The sequence below is a fragment of the Klebsiella sp. HMSC25G12 genome, from assembly GCF_001807705.1.
Classification (GTDB): Bacteria; Pseudomonadota; Gammaproteobacteria; order Enterobacterales; family Enterobacteriaceae; genus Klebsiella; species Klebsiella variicola.
Genome location: NZ_KV789778.1, coordinates 170,908 through 193,311 on the forward strand (window position 1 = coordinate 170,908; position 22,404 = coordinate 193,311).

The window sequence follows — 22,404 nt, forward strand, 5'->3', positions numbered from 1 at the left end:
GGGCGGCGCAAAGCCGCCCCTGCTGCTTCAGGGTGCCAGCGCGGCGAGTTCTTCATCGCTGAGCCCGGTGAGCTCCTGCACGGTTTGACGTTCGAGGCCGCGCGCCAACATTCTGGCGGCGATGCTGCGGGTGGCTTCCTGCTCACCCTCTTGCTGTCCCTGTTTACGGCCTTTTTCTTCCAGCCATTCGGCAATGGTCATCATCAGCTCCTTATGCCTGGGCGACTGCGCCGCCAGCGTGCGGATCAGCGCCCCCGGATGTTCCGTAGTTCCCGCCTGCAACATATAGCGCAGCAGCGTATTCAGCTGCGCTTCGGTCAGATAGCCTTGCGTCATCAGCGCAATCAGCGGCACCTGCAGCTCGGCCAGATCGCGATGGCGGATATGCTTTTGCAGCAGCTCCAGCATGGCCATCCGCCGATGACGGGCGATCTGATTATCTGGCATTACGGTGAGGTCCACCAGCGGAAAATCATTGCTATAGAGCGTCTTCGCCAGCGCCGGATCGGCGAATAGCTGTTGCCAGTTGCGGGCCCAGGGCCAGGGGCTCACTTTGCCGTGATAAAACAGAATGGGCACCACCAGCGGCAGCGTGTCGTGGCCAGCGTCCAGATGACGCTGCATGGCGGCCAGCGCATAGCGCAGCAGGCGAAATGCCATCAGCTTGTCCGGGGTACTCTGGTGCTCAATCAGCGCGTACACATAGCCCGGTCCATGACGCGTGCGCAGTGAGTAAAGGATATCGGAATAGCTGGCGCGCAGGTCCTCTTCAACAAAGCTACCGGAGACCAGCTGCAGCGAATCCAGTTCGCAGATCGCCAGAAACGGCGCGGGGAGATACAACTGCAAAAAATCCTTCGCGACCGCCTGATGCATGAGCATCTGGCGAAACACCGCGTCGTGTGGGGTTTGACTGACTTTTTCCATCAATATTGTCTCCAGTGGCGTCATGCGCAGAGGACCAGACTGCCAGCACACTGCCGGAGACAACATCCTACTTCTCTGGGTTTTGCGACCCGCTTTCCGCGTTTTTTAACTTGTTTGCATAATCCCGCCTGACAATTTCCAGCGCGCCCAGCACGGTTTGCGCCGGGATCTGATGCGATTCCAGCAACATGATTAAATCGACGGCCAGTTTGACCTCATCGGATGCATTTTCCAGCGACATCGGGCTCTCCTGTTAGCGCGTCAGCCGCGCCAGTACGTTTTCAATCTTGTCCAGTGCCTGTCGGCAGCGCGCCAACCGGCCGCTGTAGGCTTCAACTTCTTTCCCCAGCCGCTGCTGCTCGTCAAGGCTGGTCGCCTGCGCCTGCTGACGCTGACGTTGGTCGCGCATCGCCAGCAGGCGGCGCTCATACTCCTGATGCTGCAGGCGACGGCGCTGCCAGCGGCTCAGCGTTGGCGACGCGTGGTCCCAACTGCGCAAGGACCAGGTGGCGGTTTCACGACGCAGCGCGGCGATTTGCGCCGCCAGACGCTCGGCAATCCAGACCACCTGCGGCAGCTGCTGGCGCTCGACGGCCTGGCTCAGTTGGGAAAAGTTTTGCCGGGCTTCCGCCAGATAGTCCTGCATCAGCGTGCTGCGGGTATGAAAGAGCTGACGGTCAAAGCGTGGGCTCAGGGTCGCGTGCTTCGCCAGCGGCGCCACCAGCGCGGCCAGCTCGCTGAGCTGATCGTTCAGCGTTTGTAAAAGTTGAGCTGTTTTCACCACACCTCTCCATTCCCTTCCAGCCAACTGTGCTACAGTAGCCTCATCTGTTTGATAACGATTCGCATTATGCCACCTGTTATTCTAACCATTATCGGCTGGCTGGCGGTAGCGCTGGGTACGCTGGGCATCTTCTTACCGTTGCTGCCGACAACGCCGTTTATTCTGCTCGCCGCCTGGTGCTTTGCCCGCTCATCGCCGCGCTTTCACCAGTGGCTGCTGTATCGCTCCTGGTTTGGCGGCTATCTTCGCCACTGGCAGCAGTACCGCGCGATGCCTCGCGGCGCCAAACCGCGCGCCATTGCGATGATCGTGGTGACTTTTGCTATTTCGCTGTGGCTGGTTAAGCTTACGTGGGTGCGCATCATGCTGTTGGTCATTCTGGCCTGCCTGCTGATCTTTATGTGGCGCATTCCGGTGGTTGACGCAAAGCAACAAAAGCACTGATGCGCAATAATGCCTGTTGCAATTGTTGCTGACAGCCAGTAAATTCTGGCGTTTTCGAGCGCGGGCAAGCCTGGTCAAAGGTTAAACAAATGTTTCTTTGGCCCCTTTTGCACGCCCGTGGGTAACACCGTTTCAATCAGGCATACACTTATGACCGCAACTGCACAGCAGCTTGAATATCTGAAGAACAGCATCCAGAGTATCGAGGATTATCCAAAACCTGGCATTCTTTTCCGCGATGTCACCAGCTTACTGGAAGACCCGAAGGCCTACGCGCTTAGCATTGAACTGCTGACCGAGCGCTACAAAGACGCGGGTATTACCAAAGTGGTAGGGACTGAGGCGCGTGGCTTCCTGTTCGGCGCCCCGGTTGCGCTGGCGCTGGGCGTGGGCTTTGTTCCGGTTCGCAAGCCGCGTAAGTTGCCGCGTGAAACCATTGCCGAGAGCTATGAGCTGGAGTATGGCACCGATCAGCTGGAGATCCACGTTGACGCAATCAAACCGGGCGACAAGGTGCTGGTGGTGGACGATCTGCTGGCGACCGGCGGCACCATCGACGCGACGGTCAAACTGATCCGCCGTCTCGGCGGCGAAGTGCACGATGCCGCTTTCATTATCAACCTCTTCGATCTGGGCGGCGAACAGCGCCTGGAGAAGCTGGGGATCCACTGCTACAGCCTGGTGCCGTTCCCGGGCCACTAAGCAAATCCCTCCACATAGCCTCGCCGATCGGGCGGGGCTGTGATAGCATGACCCCTTCGTGATTTCACCTTCCAGCGTTTCAGAGCCAGCCCATGAGTTATCAGGTCTTAGCCCGTAAATGGCGCCCACAAACCTTTGCTGACGTCGTCGGCCAGGAACATGTGCTGACCGCACTGGCGAACGGCTTGTCGTTAGGGCGCATTCATCACGCTTATCTCTTTTCCGGTACCCGCGGGGTCGGTAAGACCTCCATCGCCCGTCTGCTGGCGAAAGGGTTAAACTGTGAAACCGGCATCACCGCCACCCCCTGCGGCGTGTGCGATAACTGCCGGGAAATTGAACAGGGGCGTTTTGTCGATCTGATTGAGATTGACGCCGCCTCGCGCACCAAAGTCGAAGATACCCGCGACCTGCTGGATAACGTCCAGTACGCGCCGGCCCGCGGCCGCTTTAAGGTCTATCTCATCGACGAAGTCCATATGTTGTCGCGCCACAGCTTCAACGCGTTATTAAAAACGCTGGAGGAGCCGCCAGCGCACGTCAAATTCCTGCTGGCGACGACGGATCCGCAGAAGCTGCCGGTGACGATCTTATCCCGCTGCCTGCAGTTCCATCTCAAAGCCCTGGATGTTGAACAGATCCGCCATCAGCTGGAGCATATTCTTGGCGAAGAGCAGATTGCCTTTGAGCCCCGTGCGCTGCAGCTCTTGTCGCGGGCAGCCGACGGCAGCCTGCGCGATGCCTTAAGCCTGACCGATCAGGCGATTGCCAGTGGAGAAGGACAGCTGACGGCCGCATCGGTGAGCACCATGCTCGGCACCCTTGATGACGATCAGGCGCTGTCGCTGATTGAAGCGCTGGTTGCTGCCGACGGCGATCGGGTGATGGCGGGCGTCAATGACGCCGCCGCACGCGGCGTCGAGTGGGAGGCGCTGTTGGTGGAGATGCAGAGCCTGCTGCACCGCATCGCCATGGTACAGCTGTCGCCTTCGGCGCTGGGCGCCGATATGGCCACGGTCGAAGTGCGGATGCGCGAACTGGCGCGAACCGTACCGCCGGGTGACGTTCAGCTTTACTACCAAACGCTGCTGATGGGCCGCAAAGAGCTGCCTTATGCGCCGGACCGGCGAATGGGCGTCGAAATGACGCTGCTCCGCGCGCTGGCGTTTCATCCGCGTAAGCCGCTTCCAGAGCCGGAAGTGCAGCCAGCACAGACCGCCGCGCCCGCGCCGCGTCAGCCGGTTGCCCCCGCTGCGCCGCCGCAGCAGCCGTCGCAGAGTTTGCCGCCGACCACCAGCCAGGTGCTGGCGGCCCGCAGCCACCTGCAGCGCAGCCAGGGAGCAACCACTCCAAAAAAGAGTGAACCGGCAGCCGCTTCCCGCGCGCGGCCGGTGAATAACGCTGCGCTGGAGCGACTGAGTTCGATTACCGAGCGCGTCCAGGCTCGTCCGGCGGCGGCTGCCCTTGAGCAGGCCCCGGCGAAGAAAGAGGCCTATCGCTGGAAGGCGACGACAGTGGTTGAAGAGGCCAAAGTCGAAGTCGCGACGCCAAAAGCGCTGAAAAAAGCGCTGGAGCATGAGAAGACGCCGGAGCTGGCGGCCAAGCTCGCCGAAGAAGCGGTCGAGCGCGACAGCTGGGCGGCGGAAGTGAGCCGGCTGGCGGTACCTAAGCTGGTCGAGCAGGTGGCGCTCAACGCGTGGAAAGAGCAGGAGGGCAGCCGCGTCTGTCTGCATCTGCGCCCCAGCCAGCGTCACCTCAATTCCACCGGCGCGCAGCAAAAGCTGGCTGAAGCGCTGGGGGTGTTGTACGGTACGCCGGTTGAATTGACCATCGTGGAAGATGATAATCCCGCGATGCGTACGCCGCTGGAGTGGCGGCAGGCTATTTATGAAGAAAAGCTCGCGCAGGCGCGCGAAGCCATTATCGCGGATAATAACATTCAGACCCTGCGTCGTTTCTTCGACGCCGATCTGGATGAAGAGAGTATCCGCCCCATTTGAACGCCAGTCTGACTGGCATTCAGTACCTTTAACGATGACTGACTGAGAGAGAAGCCTATGTTTGGTGGAAAAGGCGGCCTGGGTAACCTGATGAAGCAGGCCCAGCAGATGCAAGACAAAATGCAGAAGATGCAGGAAGAGATCGCTCAGCTGGAAGTGACCGGCGAATCCGGCGCGGGTCTGGTGAAAGTGACCATTAACGGCGCGCACAACTGCCGCCGTGTGGAAATCGACCCAAGCCTGCTGGAAGACGACAAAGAAATGCTGGAAGATCTGGTGGCTGCCGCGTTTAACGACGCCGCGCGCCGCATTGAAGAGACCCAGAAAGAGAAGATGGCTTCCGTTTCTGCCGGTATGCAGCTGCCGCCAGGCTTCAAGATGCCGTTCTGATGCAAACCAGCCCGCTGTTAACTCAGCTTATGGAAGCGCTGCGCTGTCTGCCGGGCGTTGGCCCGAAGTCGGCGCAGCGCATGGCGTTTACCCTGCTGCAGCGCGATCGCAGCGGCGGTATGCGCCTGGCGCAGGCGCTGACGCGCGCGATGTCGGAGATCGGCCACTGCGCCGATTGCCGCACCTTCACCGAGCAGGAGGTGTGCAATATCTGCAGCAACCCGCGTCGCCAGGAAAACGGCCAGATCTGCGTGGTGGAGAGTCCGGCGGACATCCACGCCATCGAGCAGACCGGGCAGTATTCCGGCCGCTACTTCGTGCTGATGGGGCACCTGTCGCCGCTCGACGGCATCGGGCCAGATGACATCGGGCTCGATCGCCTTGAACAACGGCTGGAAGCAGAGTCGATCACCGAGGTGATCCTTGCCACTAACCCGACCGTTGAGGGTGAGGCGACGGCCAACTACATCGCGGAGCTGTGCGCGCAGTATGGCGTTGATGCCAGCCGCATCGCCCACGGCGTGCCGGTGGGCGGCGAGCTGGAAATGGTCGACGGCACCACGCTGTCCCACTCGCTGGCCGGTCGTCACAAGATTACTTTCTGAACAAATGGAGGCGGCCAGCGCCGCCTCCGCTTGAAAAATTTCCCCGCAGTCCCCATCTCCCACTCAACGGTTTTTTACCCCATTTAAAATGGCATTGTTGAGGTTGAATCAGATGAAAGGACAAGAAACTCGTGGTTTTCAGTCAGAGGTAAAGCAACTTCTGCACCTGATGATCCATTCCCTCTATTCCAACAAAGAAATCTTTCTGCGTGAGCTGATTTCCAACGCCTCTGATGCGGCCGATAAGCTGCGTTTCCGCGCGCTGTCGCAGCCGGATTTGTATGAGGGCGATGGCGAGCTGCGCGTACGGGTTTCGTTTGATAAAGACAACCGCACCCTGACCATCGCCGATAACGGTATCGGCATGAACCGGGAAGAGGTTATCGATCATCTCGGCACTATCGCCAAATCCGGCACCAAAGCGTTTCTGGAATCGATGGGTTCCGACCAGGCGAAAGACAGCCAGCTGATCGGCCAGTTCGGCGTCGGCTTCTACTCTGCCTTCATCGTGGCGGATAAAGTGACCGTGCGTACCCGTGCGGCGGGCGATAAACCTGAGAATGGCGTGTTCTGGGAATCCGCCGGCGAAGGGGAATATACCGTTGCCGACATCACCAAAGCCGATCGCGGCACCGAAATCACCCTGCATCTGCGTGAGGGCGAAGACGATTTCCTCAACGACTGGCGCGTGCGCTCCATCATCAGCAAGTATTCCGACCATATCGCGCTGCCGGTTGAGATTGAAAAGCAGGAAGAGAAAGACGGCGAAACCGTGATTTCGTGGGAAAAAATCAACAAGGCGCAGGCCCTGTGGACCCGCAGCAAGTCCGAAGTGAACGACGACGAATACAAAGAGTTCTACAAGCATATCGCTCACGACTACAGCGACCCGCTGACCTGGAGCCACAACCGCGTGGAAGGTAAGCAGGAGTATACCAGCCTGCTGTATATCCCGTCGCAGGCGCCGTGGGATATGTGGAACCGCGATCATAAACACGGCCTGAAGCTGTACGTGCAGCGTGTGTTCATTATGGACGACGCCGAGCAGTTTATGCCGAACTACCTGCGCTTCGTGCGTGGCCTGATCGACTCCAACGATCTGCCGCTGAACGTCTCCCGTGAAATCCTGCAGGACAGCAGCGTGACCCGCAACCTGCGTACCGCGCTGACCAAACGCGCGCTGCAGATGCTGGATAAGCTGGCGAAAGACGACGCTGAAAAATATCAAACTTTCTGGAAACAGTTCGGCCTGGTGCTGAAAGAGGGCCCGGCGGAAGATCCGAGCAACCAGGAAGCGATCGCCAAACTGCTGCGTTTCGCGACGACGCATACCGACTCCTCCGCGCAGACCGTGTCGCTGGAAGAGTATGTCTCGCGGATGAAAGAAGGCCAGGAGAAGATCTACTACATCACTGCCGACAGCTATGCGGCGGCGAAGAGCAGCCCGCACCTCGAACTGCTGCGTAAGAAAGGGATTGAAGTTCTGCTGCTCTCCGATCGCATCGACGAGTGGATGATGAGCTACCTGACCGAGTTCGACGGCAAAGCGTTCCAGTCGGTGGCGAAAGCCGACGAGTCGCTGGACAAGCTGGCGGATGAAGTGGACGAGTCCACCAAAGAAGCTGAAAAAGCGCTGGAGCCGTTCGTTGAGCGTGTGAAAAACCTGCTTGGCGACCGGGTGAAAGAGGTGCGTCTGACCCATCGTCTGACCGACACCCCGGCGATTGTCACTACCGATGCCGATGAGATGAGCACGCAGATGGCGAAGCTGTTCGCGGCAGCGGGCCAGGCGGCACCGGAAGTGAAATACATCTTCGAACTGAACCCGGCGCATCAACTGGTGAAACGCGCCGCCGATACCCAGGATGACGCGCAGTTCGGCGAATGGGTAGAGCTGCTGCTGGATCAGGCGCTGCTGGCTGAGCGCGGCACGCTGGAAGATCCGAACCAGTTTATCCGTCGTATGAACCAGTTGCTGGCTTCCTGACGCGAACCTGAACGAGTAGCCCGGCCAAGCGACGCGACGCCGGGAACGGGATAAATGCCCCGCCTGAGCAATTTGCTCCGGCGGGGCATTTCACATTGGATTGCATAAAATATCTCACCATTAACCGTTTCAGCCGCACCGCCTTCCTTGAGCCATTGCCGTTCTGGTGGTATGGTTTAGCGTTTTTGAAAAATTGAATCGACTTTTGAGGGGATTTTCGTAATGCGTATTATTCTGCTTGGCGCTCCGGGCGCGGGTAAAGGAACTCAGGCTCAGTTCATCATGGAGAAATACGGTATTCCGCAAATCTCCACCGGCGATATGCTGCGCGCGGCGGTAAAATCCGGCTCTGAGCTCGGTAAGCAAGCGAAAGACATTATGGACGCCGGCAAGCTGGTAACCGATGAGCTGGTCATCGCGCTGGTGAAAGAGCGTATCGCCCAGGAAGATTGCCGTAACGGCTTCCTGCTGGACGGCTTCCCGCGAACCATTCCGCAGGCTGACGCGATGAAAGAAGCGGGTATTACCGTTGATTACGTGCTGGAATTCGACGTGCCGGACGAACTGATCGTCGACCGCATCGTTGGCCGTCGCGTTCATGCGGCATCCGGTCGCGTATACCACATCAAATTCAATCCGCCGAAGGTGGAAGGCAAAGACGACGTGACCGGCGAAGAGCTGACCACCCGTAAAGACGACCAGGAAGAGACCGTGCGTAAGCGCCTGGTGGAATACCATCAGATGACAGCACCGCTGATCGGCTACTACACCAAAGAAGCGCAGGCGGGCAACACCAAATATGCCAAAGTCGACGGCACCAAAGCGGTAGCTGACGTGCGCGCTGAACTGGAAAAAATCCTCGGCTGATAAAGCCTTTTCTCATCCTGCTGCCGCAGGATGAGAACTCCTCTCATTTCTACCTTTTGCTATGATTGGTTCCGTTTAGCGCCATTTCAGCTACAATTGGCTGCGATTCAAATGGTTAAGAGGCGGTAATGCATCAGACGAAAACAGGTATCTTGCTGGCCAATTTAGGCACTCCCGATGCGCCCACCCCCGGTGCGGTGAAGCGCTATCTGCGACAATTCCTCAGCGACAAACGGGTGGTGGATACATCTCGTCTGCTATGGTGGCCGCTGCTGCGTGGCGTCATACTGCCGATTCGCTCCCCGCGCGTGGCGAAGCTCTATCAGTCCGTGTGGATGGAGGAGGGATCGCCGCTGATGGTATACAGCCGTCGCCAGCAGCAGGCGCTGGCCGCCAGGCTGCCGGATACGCCGGTGGCGCTGGGCATGAGCTATGGTTCGCCGTCGCTGGCCAGCGCGGTGGATGATTTACTGGCGCAGGGGGTGGGACACATCGTGGTGCTGCCGCTGTACCCACAATATTCCTGTTCGACGGTGGCCGCCGTCTGGGATGAGCTGGCGCGGATCCTTGCGAAAAAGCGCGCTATTCCGGGTATCTCGTTTATTCGCGACTATGCCGATCACCCGGACTATATCCATGCGCTGGCGGCCAGCGTGCGCGCCTCCTTCGCGGTGCACGGGGAACCCGATCTGCTGCTGCTCTCCTACCATGGGATCCCGCAGCGCTATGCCAACCAGGGCGATGATTATCCCCAGCGCTGTCGCGATACCACGCGGGAACTGGTTTCCGCGCTGGGGCTGCCGCCGGAGCGGGTGATGATGACCTTCCAGTCGCGCTTTGGCCGGGAACCCTGGCTGACGCCGTACACCGATGAGACGCTGAAGATGCTTGGCGAGCAGGGGACGAAGCATATTCAGGTGCTGTGCCCGGGGTTTGCCGCTGACTGTCTCGAAACGCTGGAAGAGATTGCCGTTCAGAACCGGGAAGTTTTCCTCGAAGCGGGTGGCGAGCAGTATGAATATATTCCGGCGCTAAATGCGGATGTGGCGCATATTGAGATGATGGTCAACCTGACGGCGCCTTATCGCTGATCGCGCGCAGGGCGGGGAATATGCTACTATTTCCCGCTTGTTCCCTGTTATTTAAGCGCCACTATGAAATTTCCCGGTAAACGCAAATCCAAACACTATTTTCCCGTCAACGCCCGCGACCCGCTGCTGCAGCAAATTCAGCCGGAGAATGAATCCAGCGTCTCCTGGGTGGTCGGTATCGACCAGACGCTGGTGGATATCGAAGCGAAAGTGGATGAAGCGTTTATCGTACGCTATGGTCTGAGCGCGGGCCACTCGCTGGTGATTGAAGATGACGTCGCCGAGGCGCTGTACCAGGAGCTGGTACGCAATAATCTCATTACCCATCAGTTTGCCGGCGGCACCATCGGCAATACCATGCATAACTACTCGGTGCTGGCGGACGATCGCTCGGTGCTGCTTGGCGTGATGTGCAGCAATATCGACATCGGCGGCTATGCCTATCGCTACCTGTGCAATACCTCCAGCCGCACCGATCTGAACTATCTGCAGGGCGTCGACGGCGCCATTGGCCGCTGTTTTACCCTGATCAGCGACAGCGGCGAGCGCACCTTCGCCATCAGCCCGGGTCACATGAACAAGCTGCGCCCGGAAAGCATTCCGGAAGCGGTGATCGCCGGCGCCTCGGCGCTGGTGCTCACCTCCTACCTGGTACGCTGCAAGCCGGGCGAGCCGATGCCAGACGCCACGATGAAAGCCATCGAGTACGCCAAAAAGCATGATGTGCCGGTGGTGTTAACTCTCGGAACTAAATACGTGATTGCCGATAACCCGGCGTGGTGGCAGCAGTTCCTGCAGGAGCATGTCTCGATTCTGGCGATGAATGAAGAAGAAGGGGAAGCCCTGACCGGTTTTGCCGATCCGCTGTCGGCGGCGGATAAAGCGCTGGACTGGGTCGACCTGGTGCTGTGCACTGCCGGTCCGGCGGGCCTGTATATGGCGGGCTTTACCGAAGAAGAGGCGAAGCGGAAAACCCAGCATCCGCTGCTGCCGGGGGCGATCCCGGAGTTTAACCAGTTTGAATTCAGCCGTGCGATGCGCCACCAGGATTGCGTTAATCCGCTGCGTATCTATTCACATATCGCCCCGTATATGGGCGGGCCTGAAAAAATCATGAATACCAACGGCGCTGGCGACGGCGCCCTGGCGGCGCTGCTGCATGACATCACCGCCAATAACTACCACCGCAATAACGTGCCCAACTCCAGCAAGCACAAATGCAAATGGCTGACCTACTCCTCACTGGCGCAGGTGTGTAAATATGCCAACCGCGTGAGCTATCAGGTGCTGAACCAGCACTCGCCGCGTTTAACCCGCGGCCTGCCGGAGCGTGAGGACAGCCTGGAAGAGGCGTACTGGGATCGGTAAGCGCGTCCCTCTCCCGACGGGGAGAGGGCAGTACATCAGCCGGTGACGACTTCACCGGCCGGTGGCGTTTCCAGAAGCTGCAGCATGGCGCGGGCAATTTCCCGCTCGCCCATCACCACCTGATTAGCCCCGCGATCGATAATGTAGTCCACTTCATCATCGTAATGGGCGCGGGCGATGATCTCGATATTCGGGCATTTTTCCCGTGCGGAAGCGACAATTTCTCCGGCCTCGTAGCCGTTGGGGATAGTCAGCAGCAGCCAGCGGGCGCAGTCGAGATGCGCCAGTTCCATGATCTCTTCATTGGCGGCATTACCCAGCACCGCGCTGATCCCGCGCTCGCGTAACTCATCCACGCGGGTACGCGAGGTTTCAACCACCACCAGCGGGATCCCCTGGGCCATCAGCTTCTCGCCCAGCAGACTGCCGACGCGGCCGAAGCCAACCAGCAGCGCGTGGTTACAGATATCGACTGGCACCTGTTTCTCATCTTCCAGCACCTCTTCCAGCGTCTGCTCGTCGAGGGTTTCGGTTTTATCGAGATATTTTTCCAGCAGGGTAAACAGCACCGGGTTGAGCATAATCGAGATGATCGCCCCGGCCAGCACCAGGTTTTGTCCAGCCTGCGGCAGCAGGTTAAGCGCCATCCCCAGGCCGGCGAGAATAAAGGCAAACTCACCAATCTGCGCCAGGCTGGCGGCAATGGTCAATGCGGTACGCGGCGAATGACCAAACATACGCACGAGGAAAAAGGCGGCGGCGGATTTACCAAAGATAATAATCGCCAGTGTCGCCAGCACCGCCAGCGGCTGCTGCACCAGCACCATCGGGTCAAACAGCATGCCGACGGAGACAAAGAACAGCACCGCGAAGGCGTCGCGCAGCGGCAGGGTGTCATGGGCGGCGCGGTGGCTCAGCTCAGATTCGTTAAGCACCATGCCGGCGAAGAAGGCGCCAAGGGCGAAGGAGACATCAAACAGCTCCACGGCGCCGAAGGCGATGCCCAGCGCCAGGGCCAGCACCGACAGGGTGAACAGCTCGCGTGATCCGGTGGCGGCGCTGCGCGACATGATCCACGGCACCAACCGGCGACCGACCAGCATCATGATGGCGATAAAGGCCACCACTTTACCAATGGTGATCCCGAGGTCGAGGGCCAGAGAGGCGAAGCCAACGTCACCTTTCTCCGTCATCCCGGCAATCGCTGGCAGCAGGACCAGCGTCAGGACCATCACCAGGTCTTCTACAATCAGCCAGCCAATGGCAATCTGCCCGCGCTGACTGTCAATAAGCTGTCGCTCCTCGAGGGCACGCAGTAGCACCACGGTACTGGCGGTGGAGAGACACAGGCCAAAGACGATGCCGGTCATCAGCGACCAGCCAAGGGCGGCGGAAAGTGCCATACCCAGCAGCGTCGCCACGGCTATCTGGGCGATGGCCCCGGGAATGGCGATCGACTTTACCGCCATCAGATCTTTCAGGGAAAAATGCAGCCCGACGCCGAACATCAGCAGGATCACGCCGAGTTCTGCCAGTTCAGGAGCCAGTTTGGTATCAGCAACAAAGCCTGGGGTGAAAGGTCCGGCCAGCACGCCCGCTAAGAGATATCCCACCAGAGGAGAAATACGTAGCTTATTGGCAATCATGCCGAGAATAAAGGCGAGCACGAGGCCGCCGACAATGGTGGTGATAAGCGGTGTTGCGTGGTGCATTCCGTCTCCTTTCCAGTGGTGTATCGGTCCATTTTGCTACCCTATCCGGGTAATAGTTTATGACAAAAACGTTCACTTTGTTTATGAATAATTCTTGAATTGTGCAAAAAAATGGAATTAACCGGCCAAAAGGCACAGAAGGGAAAATCGCGGAGGGAATGCGCGCATCAGGCTGATGGCGCAAGGGATAACGGCGGCCAGCGTTGCACTTTGGCCGCCGGATAATCAGGCTTTTTGCCGGTTATCAGGAAGAAATATCGTCAGGAAACCCAGCAGCGGCAGGAAGGCACAGATTTTATACACCAGATCGATACTGGTATGGTCCGCCAGCAGGCCCAGCACCGCGGCGCCAAGGCCACCCATGCCAAAGGCGAAGCCGAAGAACAGGCCAGAAACCATGCCGATTCGACCCGGCAGCAGCTCCTGCGCATAGACCAGGATAGCGGAAAAGGCCGAGGCGAGGATAAAACCAATAATCACCGTTAAAATCCCCGTCCATTCAAGGCTGGCGTAGGGTAAAACGAGGGTAAACGGCGCCACACCGAGGATAGAGCCCCAAATCACATATTTACGTCCAATTTTATCGCCAACTGGCCCGCCGATTACCGTCCCGGCGGCAACCGCGAACAGGAAGGCAAACAGATGAAGCTGGGCATTTTGCACCGATAATCCGAACTTATGCATCAGATAAAAGGTGTAATAGCTGCTAATGCTCGCCATATAGAAATATTTCGAGAAAATCAGCATCAGCAGAATACCTACCGCCAGAATCACCTTATTGCGCGGCAGCGGATTAACGATCAGCGGCTTCGGTTTGCCTTTATTCATACGGTGCTGTGCGGCATACCAGCGGCTGATTTGCGACAGCACCACAATAGCCAGCAGGGCGGCCAGCACGAACCAGGCGACGTTGCCTTTGCCATAGGGGGCGATAATCACCGCCGCCAGCAATGGACCAAGCGAGCTGCCGAAGTTGCCGCCGACCTGGAACAGCGACTGGGCCAGGCCGTGACGGCCGCCAGAGGCCATCCGCGCCACGCGGGATGATTCCGGATGGAAAACCGAGGAGCCGGTACCCACCAGCGCGGCAGCCAGCAGCACCATGCCGAAACTCCCGGCCAGCGCCAGCAGAATCAAACCGCAGAGGGTGAAGCACATGCCCACCGGCAGCGACCACGGCATCGAGCGTTTATCGGTGATGTAGCCAATCACCGGCTGGAATAGCGATGAGGTCAGCTGGAAGGTGAGGGTGATCATCCCGATCTGCACGAAGGTAAGGGAGAACTCCGCCTGCAGCAGTGGGTAAATCGCAAGGATGAGCGACTGGATCATATCGTTAAGCAAATGGGACAGGCTGATCGCGCCTAAGATGCCAAACGAGGTGCGTGCTTTTTGCGGCGGCGCAGCGGGGCCGGACAGGGGTTGAGCGGTCTGATTGATTGCCATAGGTTCACGTCACTTTTTTATATAGCTTTCGTCATTTTTACGCCATGGCGACGACCCTGATTTTCCCGGCTACTACATGGGAAATATAACCAACGGGCTGACGCAATGCCATACAACGCGAAGGCGTATAGAGGATGCAGGTGGAATTATTATCCGACTAACATACCTGTCCTTAGGGGTTGAAGGAAGTCGCAATTCTGAAAACATATTTGTCAACGCGACTAACTCGCTATACTTTCGGCACTTGGGATTAAGTCAGGGAGTGAAGCATGCAGTATTTTAAACATCGCGTAGCGCTGGCGTTATTTGCCGCCTTATCGCTGGGCAGCCTGTCCGCACAGGCCTATGAGCAGGATAAAACCTATAAAATTACCATCCTGCACACCAACGATCATCACGGCCATTTCTGGCGCAATGACTACGGCGAATATGGTCTGGCGGCGCAGAAAACGTTGGTCGATGGCATCCGGAAAGAAGTGGCAGCGGAAGGGGGGAGCGTCCTGCTGTTATCCGGCGGCGATATTAATACCGGCGTGCCGGAGTCTGATTTACAGGATGCAGAGCCCGATTTTCGCGGCATGAACCTGATCGGCTACGACGCAATGGCGGTGGGGAACCATGAATTTGATAATCCGCTGAGCGTGCTGCGCCAGCAGGAAAAGTGGGCTAAGTTCCCGTTCCTGTCGGCCAATATTTATCAGAAAAGCACCGGCGAACGGCTGTTCAAACCCTGGGCGCTGTTTAAGCGCGGCGGGCTGAAAATCGCGGTGATTGGCTTAACCACCGACGATACGGCCAAGATTGGCAATCCGGAATATTTCACCGATATCGAATTCCGCAAACCGGCGGAAGAGGCGAAGCTGGTGATCCAGGAGCTGCAGCAGAATGAAAAGCCGGACGTGATCCTGGCCACCACCCATATGGGCCATTACGACAATGGCAACCACGGCTCTAACGCGCCGGGCGACGTTGAAATGGCGCGGAGTTTACCTGCGGGATCGCTGGCGATGATCGTCGGCGGTCACTCGCAGGATCCGGTATGCATGGCGTCGGAAAATAAAAAGCAGGTCGATTATGTGCCAGGCACCCCGTGCGCGCCGGATCGTCAGAACGGCATCTGGATCGTCCAGGCGCATGAGTGGGGCAAATACGTCGGCCGCGCCGATTTTGAGTTCCGCAACGGCGAGATGAAGCTGGTGCATTATCAGTTGATCCCGGTGAACCTGAAGAAAAAAGTGACTTACGATAACGGCCAAAGCGAGCGGGTGCTGTATACGCCGCAGATCGCAGAGAACCCGCAGATGATGTCGCTGCTGACGCCATTCCAGAACAAAGGCAAAGCGCAGCTGCAGGTCAAAATCGGTAGCGTGAATGGTCATCTGGAGGGCGACCGCAGTAAAGTGCGCTTTGTGCAGACCAATATGGGGCACCTGCTGCTGGCGGCGCAGATGGCGCGCAGCAACGCGGATTTCGCGGTGATGAGCGGCGGTGGGATCCGCGACTCGATCGAGGCGGGGGATATCACCTATAAGGATGTGATGAAGGTCCAGCCGTTCGGCAATGTGCTGACCTATGTCGATATGAGCGGCAAGGAGGTGGTGGATTACCTGACCGCCGTCGCGCAGATGAAGCCGGATTCCGGCGCCTATCCGCAGTTTGCCAACGTCAGCTTTGTAGCCAAAGATGGCAAACTGAACGATCTGAAAATCAAAGGCGAACCGGTGGATCCGGCGAAGACCTACCGGATGGCGACGCTGAGCTTTAACGCTACCGGCGGCGATGGCTATCCGAACATTGCCGATAAACCCGGGTATGTGAATACCGGCTTTATCGATGCCGAAGTGCTGAAAGAGTATATCGAGAAGAACTCGCCGCTGGATGCGGCAGCCTACGAGCCGAAAGGCGAGGTGAGCTGGCAGTAGGTCTGAGCTTCAGGTTGGCTATTTCCCCGGTGGCGCTGCGCTTACCGGGGCTACGAGTTGGATAACCCGGATAAGGCGCGTGCGCCGCTATCCGGGATGGTGTGCTCAATCGCGGCGGGCGATATCGGCGAACTTCGCGTCCAGAAGCTGCGCCAGATCGCTGGCCGCCAGCTCAATATCCAGACCGCGTTTGCCGCCGGAAATATAGATGGTGGCAAATTCCTGCGCCGGAGCGTCAATCACCGTCGGCAGGCGCTTCTTCTGCCCCAGCGGACTGATGCCGCCCACCAGATAGCCGGTGATACGCTGCGCCACCATCGGGTCGGCCATGTCGACTTTCTTGGCGCCCAGCGCTTTCGCCACTTTCTTCAAATCCAGCTGCCCGGCGACCGGGGTGACGGCGACCGCCAGATGCTTCATATCGCCGTTAACGGCGACCAGCAGGGTCTTGTAAACCTGGTCGGCATTGAGGCCGAGCTTGCGCACCACTTCATCTCCGAAGTTGGTCTCATTGGGATCGTGATCGTAACTGTGGATCTGAAAGGGGATTTTGTTTTTTTCGAGTAATTTAACGGCGGGAGTCATAGCTATCCTTCTTACCAACCGGTTTTGCGTGACGTCAGAATACGCCCGCAGGTTGTCTAAAAAATAGTACCATCTTGCGCAATAGTGTTGGCAGTGATGGTCACTTTGAGCGACAATCAGACGATCCGGGATGCAAATCCCGGGATAATAATAATGATGAAATTCCTCTTTGACGGGCCAATAGCAATATTGGCCATTTTTTTAGGTCAGCATATCCGGCAGATTCCCTTCGCCATACAGGTGCAGCGCGCCGACGGCAACCACGTAGCGCCCCGGCGGCAAGGCCAGCAGCGTCTCGCGCCAGGCGAGATTGCGCTGGTGCATCAGCACATCATACAAAGACTGGCTGAAGGTCGTCGGCAGCGATACCGCGCCGCGCGATGGCGGTTGCTCCAGCCACCAGCCGATCATCACCTGTAGCAGGCGGGCATTGGTCCGCCAGTGGCTCAGCGTATCCTCCAGCAGCGCCATCCCCCCGTCGGGCAGATCGCGCAGCAGCGCGATTTGGCTGTCGGCGCCTTCCAGCTCCATCACCGTTATGTTGCTCTCGCGGGCGGCCATCAGCAACTGATAATCGATGCCGTAATCCGGCCGCAGTCCCAGCTTCTGCGCCTGGGTGGCTTGTAGCACCATCGCCACCTGCCACAGCGGCTGGCTGTCGAACAGCCCGACCGACAGGCCCAGCTCGCCGGCTCGCGCCTCTAGCTCGCTCAACTGCGCATCGCTCAGACGTTCTGCCAGCGGCGGGTAAGAGGGAAGGTTGCTAAACGGGGTTTCATTGCCGCTGATATCGGCCTCGACGATTAACGCATCGGCCTGGCGTATTTTTTTCAGAAGCTTCGCTGGCGGCGGCGCCATGTCGCGGGTGCCCATATGGATGCTGCCGACGAGGTGCAAATAGCGTTCGCCGGGCAGGACGATATCCATCGCAGGCCAGGAATAAGACGAGCCGACGGCGGCTCGCCACAGCATTTTTATCCGGTTTAACAGGCCCATACGCGCTCCGAAGTGTGAGGACTTCATGCTAGCGCATATGGTGATACACGTCACCCTTCCGGCGGGCTTTTCTTGTGTCAGCAAAAAACGGGCGCCGAACAACGTCAGCGCCCGTTTCATCTGACGGCGTTTACTCTTTTGGTTTAAAGCGCAGCAGGCGGTTGGCGTTACTCACCACGGTGATCGACGACAGCGCCATCGCCGCGCCGGCGACCACCGGATTGAGCAGGGTGCCGGTCAGCGGCCAGAGGATCCCGGCTGCAATCGGGATACCCAGCGAGTTGTAGACAAACGCGCCCAGCAGGTTCTGCTTCATATTGCGTAAGGTCGCCTTCGAAATCGCCAGCGCATCGGCCACGCCGTGAAGACTATGGCGCATCAGGGTGATCGCCGCGGTTTCAATAGCGACATCGCTGCCGCCGCCCATGGCGATCCCGACATCGGCCTGGGCCAGCGCCGGAGCGTCGTTAATGCCGTCGCCAACCATCGCCACTTTGTGCCCCTGGCTCTGCAGTCGTTTAATGGCATCGGCTTTACCGTCCGGCAGCACGCCAGCGATCACTTCATCAATGCCGGCTTCTTTGGCGATGGCCTTCGCGGTGGTGGGGTTATCCCCGGTAAGCATCACCAGCCGGTAGCCCTGCCGATGCAGGCGGGCCAGGGCGTCGACGCTGTCTTCGCGCAGCGGGTCACGGATGGCGAACAGCGCGGCCGCCTGACCATCCACCGCCAGCAGCACCGGCGTGGCGCCGCGCGAGGCCTGCGCCGTCATCTCGCTTTCTATGTCGGCGGTATTGATATGCTGCTCGTTGAGCAGCGCCTGGTTGCCGAGCAGCAGGCGATGACCTTCCGCTTCGCCGCTGACGCCAAGGCCGCGCAGGGTGCGGAAGCCGCTCACTTCCGGCAACGAACTGTCGGCGGCTTTATCGAGGATCGCTCGCGCCAGCGGATGACTTGAGCCCTGCTCCAGCGCGGCGGCAAGACGCAGCGCGGTATGCTCATCAACGCCAGCGAAAGTTTTCACCGCCACCACCTGCGGCTTGCCTTCGGTCAGGGTGCCGGTTTTATCGAACACCAGGGTATCGAGTTCACTGGCGCGCTGCAGCGCATCGGCATCGCGCACCAGCACACCGTACTCCGCCGCCCGGCCAACGCCGGAGATAATCGACATCGGCGTCGCCAGGCCTAACGCGCACGGACAGGCGATAATCAGTACCGTGGTGGCAATGACCAGGGTATAGACGATCTGCGGCGCCGGGCCGAAGACGTACCAGATCGCGGCGCTGATCAGCGCAATGGCGACTACCGCCGGAACAAATACGGCGGAGATTTTATCCGCCAGCTGGCCGATCTCCGGCTTGCTGCTCTGCGCCTGGCGCACCATACGGATAATTCTTGCCAGCGTGGTCTGGCTGCCGACGGCGCTGGCGGTGAACAGCACGCTGCCGTCCTGCACCACGGTGCCGGCGTGAATGGCATCGCCATCGCCTTTTTGCTGTGGCACCGGTTCGCCGGTGAGCATCGCTTCATCAAACCAGGCTTCGCCCTGGCTTATCACGCCGTCGACCGGGACGCGGTCGCCGGTGGTCAGGCGCAGCGTCATACCCGCCTGAACTTCCGCGAGCGGCAGATCCTTTTCCCCCTCAGGGGTCACCACGCGGGCTGAAGGTGGCGTCAGATCGAGCAGTTTCTCCAGCGCTTTCGAGGAGCGCTGGCGGGCGCGGGCCTCCAGCATATGGCCGAGGTTAATCAGGCCGATAATCATCGCGCTGGCTTCGTAATACAGATGCCGGGCTTCCATCGGGAACCACTGTGGCCACAGGTTGACGCTCATCGAGTACAGCCAGGCGACGCCGGTGCCGAGCGCTACCAGCGTATCCATGGTGGCGGTGCCGTTTTTCAGGCTTTTCCACGCGCTGCGGTAGAAGTGGCCGCCGGCAAAGACCATGACGGCGAGGGTGATAAGGCCGATGACCAGCCACAGCGAACGGTTGTCGTCGCTGACCATCATGTTATCGCCGATCATCCCCCAGACCATCACCGGCACGCCGACCAGCAGGGCGACAATCGCCTGCCAGCGAAAACGCTTCATCGTAGCAATAGCGGTTTCCTGCTGGCGTTCGCGGCGTTGCAGATCGTCTTCGATCGCCTCCGCGCCATAGCCGGCTTTCTCCACCGCCTGCACTAATTCTGCGGCGGACGCACTGCCCATCACCAGCGCCGTGCGTTCCGCCAGGTTAACCCGCGCCTGTGAGACGCCCGGCACCGCGGCAAGCGCGTTTTGTACCCGGGAGACGCAGCTGGCGCAGCTCATGCCGTTGATCAGCAGCTGTTGACTGTCATCTTCGTCATGGGCTGCCGGAAGCTCAGGAGTGGCCGCTGTCAGTGCTTCCGACGGGATTGATGATTCTGCCAGCGGTTTAGCCTTTGGGTGGCTGAGCTCCGCGCCGTATCCGGCTTGTTTCACGGTATCAATCAGCGCTTGCGCGCTGGCGCTGCCCGTGACATGGGCTTCAGTGAGGGTCACCTCGGCTTGCTCAACGTCAGGACGCTGCTCCAGACTCTCTTTCACGCGTTTGACGCAGTGGCCGCAGGAGAGGCCATCCAGCGTCAGGTCGATAGTGTTAGACATAAATAACTCCTGAATAATTTTCCGGTCAACGATTGACCAGACCCACTCTTTCATCGAGTATTAAGAAGGTTAAACCTTCCAGCAAGGGGAAGGTCAAGGAGAAAAAATGAATATCAGCGATGTGGCGAAAAAAACCGGTTTAACCAGCAAAGCGATTCGTTTTTACGAAGAGAAGGGGCTGGTGACGCCGCCGTTGCGGAGCGAAAACGGCTACCGCACCTACAGTCAGCAGCATCTCGATGAGCTGACGCTGCTGCGCCAGGCGCGGCAGGTGGGGTTTAACCTGGAAGAGTGCCGCGAGCTGGTGGCCTTGTTCAACGACCCGTCGCGGCACAGCGCCGATGTGAAAAAACGCACGCTGGAGAAAGTGGCGGATATCGAGAACCATATCCTCGAGCTGCAAAATATGCGCGCGCACCTGCTGGCGCTGGCCGAATCCTGCCCCGGCGACGACAGCGCGGAGTGCCCGATTATCGATAATCTTTCCGGCTGCTGTCATCGCAAGGCGCAGGCTTAACGGACGGCGGGTCTGATCCGTAGCGTAATCCCTTCTACGGCAATCACTTCAACCTTGCTGCCCGCCGCGAGGTCTTCATCGGCAATCACTGGCCAGGAGCTGTCGCCCACGCGTACGTGGCCGCGGCCGTTTACCAGCGGGGCATCCAGCGTCAGGCGGCGGCCCACCAGTTGCTGACCGCGCTGGTTGAGCTGAGCATCGGCCGGGCGCTGCGTTTTGACCCGCTTGCGCAGCCATTTCGACCACAGCCACGCCGCCAGCAGGGTGAGAACGGCAAACAGCGTCCCTTGCCATTCCCAGCTCAGCGGCAGGAGCCAGGTCAGGGCGCCGGTCACCACGCCAGCGACGCCGCTCCACAGCAGATAGCCGCTGCCGCCAAGCATCTCGGCCGCCAGCAGCAGTCCGCCCAGGCTTAACCAGAACAGATGCGGATGGGCGAAGATCATGTCGATCATGATTTTTTCCGATCGCCAGCGCCTTCTTTGATCAGCTCGCTGATCCCGGCGATCGATCCCATCAGGCTGCTGGCATCCAGCGGCATCAGCACCACTTTGCTGTTGTTAGCGGCGCCAATCTGCTGCAGCGCATCGGTGTACTTCTGCGCCACGAAGTAGTTGATCGCCTGAATATCGCCCGAGGCGATTGCCGAGGAGACCATCTGAGTGGCGCGGGCTTCCGCTTCGGCGGAACGTTCGCGAGCTTCGGCCTGCAGGAAAGCGGACTGCCGTTCCCCCTCGGCTTTGAGGATCTGCGACTGCTTTTCCCCTTCCGCTTTCAGAATTTCCGCCTGTCGCACCCCTTCGGCCTCAAGGATATAGGCGCGTTTGGTACGTTCGGCTTTCATCTGGGCGTTCATTGAGGCAATAAGCTCCGCCGGCGGGCGAACGTCGCGAATTTCGACGCGGGTGATTTTTACTCCCCACGGATTAGTGGCGTCGTCAACGATATGCAGCAGACGGGTGTTAATGCTGTCGCGTTGGGAGAGCATTTCGTCCAGCTCCATCGAGCCGAGCACGGTACGGATATTGGTCATCGTCAGGTTGACGATCGCCTGCTCAAGATTGCTGACCTCGTAGGCGGCCTTTGGCGCGTCAATCACCTGAATAAAGCAGACCGCGTCGATGGTGACGTTGGCGTTATCCCGGGAGATAACCTCCTGCGAGGGGATGTCGAGCACCTGCTCCATCATGTTCACTTTGCGGCCGATTCGGTCCATAAACGGCACGACTAAGCTTAATCCCGGCTGCAGCGTCTGGGTAAAGCGCCCAAAACGTTCTACCGTCCACTGATAGCCTTGCGGGACAATTTTCACCGCCGCGGCCACAATGACCAGCGCGACGAAAATAAGGATAGGAATAAAAATCAGCATCAAAAACCTCCTGTCTTGTTGCCTGGTGGGGCGCTACAAGGAAATAGCGCATGTTTAAAC

At 58.9% G+C, this 22,404-nt stretch carries 21 protein-coding genes and 1 other annotated feature; of the genes, 11 read left to right on the top strand and 10 right to left on the bottom strand.

The window, feature by feature from the left end:
• Positions 1 to 27: 27 nt before the first annotated feature.
• From HMPREF3096_RS00820 to priC, 3 genes are all read right to left on the bottom strand, one after another.
• Positions 28 to 927, bottom strand: coding sequence for an Rpn family recombination-promoting nuclease/putative transposase (locus HMPREF3096_RS00820; protein ID WP_016160397.1), 900 nt, complete (start codon positions 925 to 927; stop codon positions 28 to 30).
• Positions 928 to 994: 67 nt separating this feature from the next.
• Positions 995 to 1,168, bottom strand: coding sequence for a pleiotropic regulatory protein RsmS (gene rsmS / locus HMPREF3096_RS00825; RefSeq protein WP_008805442.1), 174 nt, complete (start codon positions 1,166 to 1,168; stop codon positions 995 to 997).
• A gap of 12 nt (positions 1,169 to 1,180) precedes the next feature.
• Positions 1,181 to 1,708, bottom strand: coding sequence for a primosomal replication protein N'' (gene priC, locus HMPREF3096_RS00830; RefSeq protein ID WP_032729459.1), 528 nt, complete (start codon positions 1,706 to 1,708; stop codon positions 1,181 to 1,183).
• Between the two features lie 69 nt (positions 1,709 to 1,777).
• Between priC and HMPREF3096_RS00835 the strand changes: the two genes are divergently transcribed.
• The 9 genes from HMPREF3096_RS00835 (at position 1,778) to HMPREF3096_RS00875 (ending at position 11,165) form a co-directional block, all read left to right on the top strand.
• On the top strand, positions 1,778 to 2,155 hold the full coding sequence (locus HMPREF3096_RS00835) for a DUF454 family protein (RefSeq protein WP_008805444.1): 378 nt from the start codon (positions 1,778 to 1,780) through the stop codon (positions 2,153 to 2,155).
• Positions 2,156 to 2,305: 150 nt separating this feature from the next.
• On the top strand, positions 2,306 to 2,857 hold the full coding sequence (gene apt, locus HMPREF3096_RS00840; protein ID WP_012542663.1) for an adenine phosphoribosyltransferase: 552 nt from the start codon (positions 2,306 to 2,308) through the stop codon (positions 2,855 to 2,857).
• Between the two features lie 92 nt (positions 2,858 to 2,949).
• Positions 2,950 to 4,857, top strand: a complete 1,908-nt coding sequence (dnaX, locus tag HMPREF3096_RS00845; protein WP_032729460.1) for a DNA polymerase III subunit gamma/tau — start codon at positions 2,950 to 2,952, stop codon at positions 4,855 to 4,857.
• Positions 4,190 to 4,254, top strand: a sequence feature (DnaX frameshifting element). It overlaps the preceding gene by 65 nt.
• 57 nt (positions 4,858 to 4,914) lie before the next feature.
• Positions 4,915 to 5,247 carry a YbaB/EbfC family nucleoid-associated protein gene (locus HMPREF3096_RS00850; protein ID WP_008805448.1) on the top strand — a complete coding sequence of 111 codons (333 nt, stop codon included), beginning with the start codon at positions 4,915 to 4,917 and terminating at the stop codon, positions 5,245 to 5,247.
• Positions 5,247 to 5,852 carry a recombination mediator RecR gene (recR, locus tag HMPREF3096_RS00855; protein ID WP_008805449.1) on the top strand — a complete coding sequence of 202 codons (606 nt, stop codon included), beginning with the start codon at positions 5,247 to 5,249 and terminating at the stop codon, positions 5,850 to 5,852. Before HMPREF3096_RS00850 ends, recR begins: the two co-directional genes overlap by 1 nt.
• Positions 5,853 to 5,964: 112 nt before the next feature.
• Positions 5,965 to 7,839, top strand: coding sequence for a molecular chaperone HtpG (gene htpG, locus HMPREF3096_RS00860; RefSeq protein ID WP_012542661.1), 1,875 nt, complete (start codon positions 5,965 to 5,967; stop codon positions 7,837 to 7,839).
• 222 nt (positions 7,840 to 8,061) lie between these two features.
• Entirely contained in the window at positions 8,062 to 8,706 is a 645-nt protein-coding gene (gene adk / locus HMPREF3096_RS00865) for an adenylate kinase (protein WP_002892184.1), read from the top strand.
• A gap of 128 nt (positions 8,707 to 8,834) precedes the next feature.
• On the top strand, positions 8,835 to 9,797 hold the full coding sequence (hemH, locus tag HMPREF3096_RS00870) for a ferrochelatase (protein ID WP_008805451.1): 963 nt from the start codon (positions 8,835 to 8,837) through the stop codon (positions 9,795 to 9,797).
• Positions 9,798 to 9,860: 63 nt separating this feature from the next.
• Positions 9,861 to 11,165, top strand: a complete 1,305-nt coding sequence (locus HMPREF3096_RS00875) for an inosine/guanosine kinase (RefSeq protein WP_008805452.1) — start codon at positions 9,861 to 9,863, stop codon at positions 11,163 to 11,165.
• Between the two features lie 35 nt (positions 11,166 to 11,200).
• Here the strand turns inward: HMPREF3096_RS00875 and ybaL are convergent, their stop codons facing one another.
• A complete protein-coding gene (ybaL, locus tag HMPREF3096_RS00880) occupies positions 11,201 to 12,877 on the bottom strand; it encodes a YbaL family putative K(+) efflux transporter (protein WP_008805453.1) in 1,677 nt (558 codons plus the stop codon).
• 225 nt (positions 12,878 to 13,102) lie between these two features.
• Positions 13,103 to 14,323: an MFS transporter gene (locus HMPREF3096_RS00885; protein ID WP_008805454.1), complete on the bottom strand. Its 1,221-nt coding sequence runs from the start codon at positions 14,321 to 14,323 to the stop codon at positions 13,103 to 13,105.
• Positions 14,324 to 14,592: 269 nt separating this feature from the next.
• Here HMPREF3096_RS00885 and ushA point away from each other — a divergent pair, with 269 nt between their 5' ends.
• Positions 14,593 to 16,245 carry a bifunctional UDP-sugar hydrolase/5'-nucleotidase UshA gene (gene ushA, locus HMPREF3096_RS00890; RefSeq protein ID WP_012542660.1) on the top strand — a complete coding sequence of 551 codons (1,653 nt, stop codon included), beginning with the start codon at positions 14,593 to 14,595 and terminating at the stop codon, positions 16,243 to 16,245.
• A gap of 105 nt (positions 16,246 to 16,350) precedes the next feature.
• On the opposite strand, the gene ybaK is transcribed toward ushA, so the two are convergent.
• The 3 genes from ybaK to copA form a co-directional block, all read right to left on the bottom strand.
• The gene (gene ybaK, locus HMPREF3096_RS00895; protein ID WP_004204728.1) at positions 16,351 to 16,830 is read right to left on the bottom strand and encodes a Cys-tRNA(Pro)/Cys-tRNA(Cys) deacylase YbaK; all 480 of its coding nucleotides are present in this window, start codon (positions 16,828 to 16,830) and stop codon (positions 16,351 to 16,353) included.
• 201 nt (positions 16,831 to 17,031) lie between these two features.
• A complete protein-coding gene (locus HMPREF3096_RS00900; protein WP_012542659.1) occupies positions 17,032 to 17,826 on the bottom strand; it encodes a TraB/GumN family protein in 795 nt (264 codons plus the stop codon).
• A gap of 130 nt (positions 17,827 to 17,956) precedes the next feature.
• Entirely contained in the window at positions 17,957 to 20,458 is a 2,502-nt protein-coding gene (copA, locus tag HMPREF3096_RS00905; RefSeq protein WP_032730958.1) for a copper-exporting P-type ATPase CopA, read from the bottom strand.
• A 106-nt stretch (positions 20,459 to 20,564) separates the two neighbouring features.
• Here copA and cueR point away from each other — a divergent pair, with 106 nt between their 5' ends.
• The gene (cueR, locus tag HMPREF3096_RS00910) at positions 20,565 to 20,975 is read left to right on the top strand and encodes a Cu(I)-responsive transcriptional regulator (protein WP_032729466.1); all 411 of its coding nucleotides are present in this window, start codon (positions 20,565 to 20,567) and stop codon (positions 20,973 to 20,975) included.
• On the opposite strand, the gene HMPREF3096_RS00915 is transcribed toward cueR, so the two are convergent.
• Both HMPREF3096_RS00915 and HMPREF3096_RS00920 read right to left on the bottom strand, forming a co-directional pair.
• On the bottom strand, positions 20,972 to 21,430 hold the full coding sequence (locus tag HMPREF3096_RS00915) for an NfeD family protein (RefSeq protein WP_008805458.1): 459 nt from the start codon (positions 21,428 to 21,430) through the stop codon (positions 20,972 to 20,974). The genes cueR and HMPREF3096_RS00915 overlap by 4 nt on opposite strands.
• Positions 21,427 to 22,344, bottom strand: coding sequence for an SPFH domain-containing protein (locus HMPREF3096_RS00920; RefSeq protein ID WP_002892258.1), 918 nt, complete (start codon positions 22,342 to 22,344; stop codon positions 21,427 to 21,429). Before HMPREF3096_RS00920 ends, HMPREF3096_RS00915 begins: the two co-directional genes overlap by 4 nt.
• Positions 22,345 to 22,404 lie beyond the last annotated feature (60 nt).